A 3,995-nucleotide genomic window follows, 5' to 3' on the forward strand; every position below is an offset into this window, starting at 1 on the left:
TCCCCCCATCCCATCCCTTCTCAATCAGGAGGACAAAACCGCTCTAAAGAGTAGGGAAGTCGCTGACAGGCTTTGTTAAAGGATTTAGGTTGAATTAGCCACCATCCAAGCAATCCTAGTGCCGTAAACCCTAAAAGCATCACCAATAATCCTGCTAATAATAATATTGGATTATGTTTGCGCTTGGGTTCTTTCTTCGTCGCTACGGTAGTTGTGTTTATAACGGGTTCGTCGTCGGAAAGTCGCAAGTCTAGTAATGCTTGGGAACTTGCTGCTAATTCTGGCTCTGTTTGCAAAACTTCTACTTCGGATACTTTGGGAGTTACTACGGCTAAGTAATCTGGAATGACGCGACAATGAGTAATAACTACTGAAATGTTATCGTGTCCGTTTTTTTGATTGGCTAATTTAATCCAAGAATCCGCAGCTTCTTCGGTTGAAACTTCCCCGGTTAAGACAGGTAAAGCATAATCCCGCCAATAATGTTCTACCAAATTATTGTCGCTTAAACCGTCAGAACATAATAGCAATATTCCATCTTCTTCTAAAATCAAGCGTCTGATGTGGGGATGAAGAAATTCACCTTCTTTGGTACCCAAAGCTTGAGTAAGTGCGGTAGCATCGGGACGCTGTAATGCTTGACGATACAAACTACGACTGTGACTTACTTCCCGTGTTGCCACATCGTCATCAACTGTAAGTAATTGACAATAATCACGGGTAATCCAGTAAGCACGACTATCACCGATGTTTGCTAGATAAAGTTCACAGGCATTTTCTGAACGCCAATTTCCGGTGGTTTGCACGCTTTGCGGTATCTGTACCGACATTACCAGCGTTGTTGCCATGCGTTCTCTTTTTTGGCGTTTTTGCTCGTTATTCGCGTTACAAATTAAATTATTTACAACTCGCAAACTTGCTTCTATCTGCTGCTTTAACAATTCTGGAGATACTATTTCGGTTTGCTGTGCAACTTCAGCAAGTAAAGCCCGAATTTGCAACTTTACCGATTGTACCGCTAAGTTGGAAGCAACTTCACCACCTTCGTGTCCACCGATGCCATCGCAAACAATAGATACCTTGGGTAATATTGAGTTTTCTTTGGAAGTATTACTATTAGGAAAACAATTGTCTTCATTTGCGTGTAATTGCCGTCCTTTATCTGTAATTCCCGATACTTTTAAAGTTAATGGTAATTCCGCTGCTGCCGATAGCAGTAGTTGATTGAGTTGAGCAGAAATATTCTCAAAATCAACTACACCACTACACATCTGTTTGACAATTTTTTTTAAGGAATTATTAACTTTTGTGTTGGAAATCGCTACAATCGGTTGCCAAGATTCACCTAACTGTTGCAAAGATGGTGTATTTGTATTTTCAATCAGTTCCAGCAAGCGCACGCACCAGCCTTGTACCCGCAGGTTTTCGGGAACCAGCAAACTACCCGCAACTCCTAATTCTGATAAAGGCTGCCACAATTCCAGAATCTGCCACAACCAGTAAACTTGTCTTACTGCCGTTGAATGTTCCCACACATCGATAATTGCCGGATAAAGACTACCTTTATCGTTGATGGGTGCATTTTCTAGTAACAAGATATTATCATTGTTATTTTGTGGTAATCGCACAAATCCGTAGACATGAGGTAAGTGCGATCGCAAATTATGCAAGCGCAAATAAGGAATTAGTTTATCAGGTATTTTTTCGGATATATCTGGGATTAATATTGGCTGAGTATCCAACCAAATTTGAGGCGAAATGACTTGATAACGAGAAGCAATTTTTTCTCCTGGTTCCAAGTTAATTTTTTTCGTATCTACAGCCCAAAGATATTTATAAGTTAATGGTGTTAAGCAATTAGCACAAAGACGATTACCGTAAGTATTAACCGGATCAGTACAATGGGGATTCGTGCAATAAACTATCCTTTGAGTAGAAATCATCAGGTATAAATTCCATCTATTAGTATCAACAAGTAAATTTCAGTTACATTTAGCGGTCAAAGAATTTAGGCTTACATTAGACTGGGTGAGTATGTTGTCAACCAAAGTTTTTTATTGGAAGTAATCAAAATTTACCGCAAAAATCACAATTTGGACTTTCTGAAAATTTTCTGCGTCTAAGGGAATGTTTCAAAAGTCTAATTTAATACTTTACCTGGCGGTTGAAACCGCGTCTACACAGTCAAAATCCACTTTCGTGGGTTTAAATATCCTTGATGCGGGTGTTAGTGCGCTGCCACGGTAGACGAAAGCTTGTGTAGTAGCGCGAATAAAGCGCCGGGTACTTTTAAAACATCCTCTAAGGGAAGCCTTAGATGCCCTCACAATAAACTAAAGAAATACATTTTACTCTTCCCTATTCACCATTCCCTATTCACCATTCCCTCTTGTCAAGCTTAAATAAATCTTTCTTTTTTAAGTAACTAACTCCCCTTGTAATATGGTTTTTTCAATTTCATACTTTATACTTGAACCTTCGGTGTACTGGTTAGTGCAAATTTATCTATCCTAAACGTAGATTTTAGGATGGCATTATGTCTACGACTTTAATATGGCTGATACTCGGAGCCTGTTTGTGTTTATCGGAATTATTTGTCCCAACTGCTTTTGTCGCTTTTATGATGGGCATCAGCGCCTTTATAGTAGCGTTATTGTCTTTAGCATTGGGAAATTTATGGCTGCAAGCATTGTGTTGGTTGCTGCTTTCGACAACATTAATATTGCTTAGCCGTAAATATATTTCACCACGACGACGCAGATCGAAAATTCGGGATGCAGTTTTAGCCGAAACCATCACTGAAATACCACCAGGAAAAACAGGACGAGTTTTATATGAAGGTAATTCCTGGCAAGCACGATGTGATGATGACAACGCTTTCATTGCCGCTTATCAACGAGTTTACGTCGTTAGGCGCGAAGGTACAACCCTGATTGTCATGCCCGAAAATATTTTGCATTCTTAATTTTCGTATTTGAGTTTTATATGAAGAAAAATAATCATAGGAGAAAACAATGGAACAAATATTTTTACTGATATCCTTGGCTTTGGGTGGTTCTGCTCTAGCTGGTTCTGTGAAAATTATCAACCAAGGAAATGAAGCTTTAGTAGAAAGACTGGGTAGCTACAACGCAAAGTTAGAACCAGGACTTAATTTCATGATTCCTTTCTTTGATCGCGTAGTTTATCGCGAAACGATTCGAGAGAAAGTTATTGACATTCCTCCCCAAAAATGCATCACCCGCGACAACGTAGCCATTGAAGTTGATGCAGTAGTCTACTGGCGGATTGTTGACATGGAGAAAGCTTACTATAAAGTAGAAAATCTGACAGCGGCAATGGTGAATTTGGTATTAACTCAAATTCGCTCGGAAATGGGACAATTGGAACTTGACCAAACCTTTACCGCTCGTACCGAAGTTAATGAAATTTTATTGCGGGATTTGGACATTGCCACAGATCCTTGGGGTGTAAAAGTAACCCGTGTTGAATTGCGCGATATTGTTCCTTCCAAAGCAGTACAAGACTCAATGGAATTGCAAATGACCGCAGAAAGACGCAAGCGGGCAGCAATTTTGACATCAGAAGGTGAAAGAGAAGCAGCGGTTAACAGTTCTAGAGGTCGAGCCGAAGCCCAAGTTTTAGAAGCAGAAGCTAATCAAAAAGCCGTAATTTTACAGGCAGAAGCACAACAAAAAGCTACCATACTCAAAGCTGAAGCTGAGCGCCAGCAGCAAGTACTTAAAGCCCACGCAGTTGCTCAATCATCAGAAATTCTCGCTCAAAAAATGAAAGACAATCCCAAAGCCCAGCAAGCATTAGAAGTGCTATTAGCTTTGGGTTACTTAGACATGGGTGCAGCCATCGGACAAAGCGGAAGCGCAAAAGTCATGTTTATGGACCCGCGCACGATTCCCGGTACCATAGAAGGTATTCGCTCAATTGTTTCCGATGTACAGAGTGATGGAGTGATGGGGAGATAGGGAGACAAGGGG

The 3,995-nt window shown here is 40.4% G+C and carries 3 protein-coding genes; 2 read left to right on the forward strand and 1 reads right to left on the reverse strand.

Translation table 11 applies throughout. From position 1 onward, the window contains the following. Nucleotides 1-20: 20 nt before the first annotated feature. Complete coding sequence (locus IQ247_RS31680) at nucleotides 21-1,943, reverse strand: protein phosphatase 2C domain-containing protein (RefSeq protein ID WP_193926156.1); 1,923 nt, start codon at nucleotides 1,941-1,943, stop codon at nucleotides 21-23. A gap of 593 nt (nucleotides 1,944-2,536) precedes the next feature. On the opposite strand from IQ247_RS31680, the gene IQ247_RS31685 reads away from it, so the two are divergent. Together IQ247_RS31685 and IQ247_RS31690 are read left to right on the forward strand one after the other, a co-directional pair. Then, entirely contained in the window at nucleotides 2,537-2,965 is a 429-nt protein-coding gene (locus tag IQ247_RS31685; RefSeq protein ID WP_228060227.1) for an NfeD family protein, read from the forward strand. A 49-nt stretch (nucleotides 2,966-3,014) separates the two neighbouring features. Next, on the forward strand, nucleotides 3,015-3,983 hold the full coding sequence (locus IQ247_RS31690) for an SPFH domain-containing protein (protein ID WP_193926157.1): 969 nt from the start codon (nucleotides 3,015-3,017) through the stop codon (nucleotides 3,981-3,983). The last annotated feature ends 12 nt before the right edge of the window (nucleotides 3,984-3,995 follow it).

This window comes from Plectonema cf. radiosum LEGE 06105 (assembly GCF_015207665.1).
Taxonomy (GTDB): Bacteria; Cyanobacteriota; Cyanobacteriia; order Cyanobacteriales; family Nostocaceae; genus Rivularia; species Rivularia radiosa_A.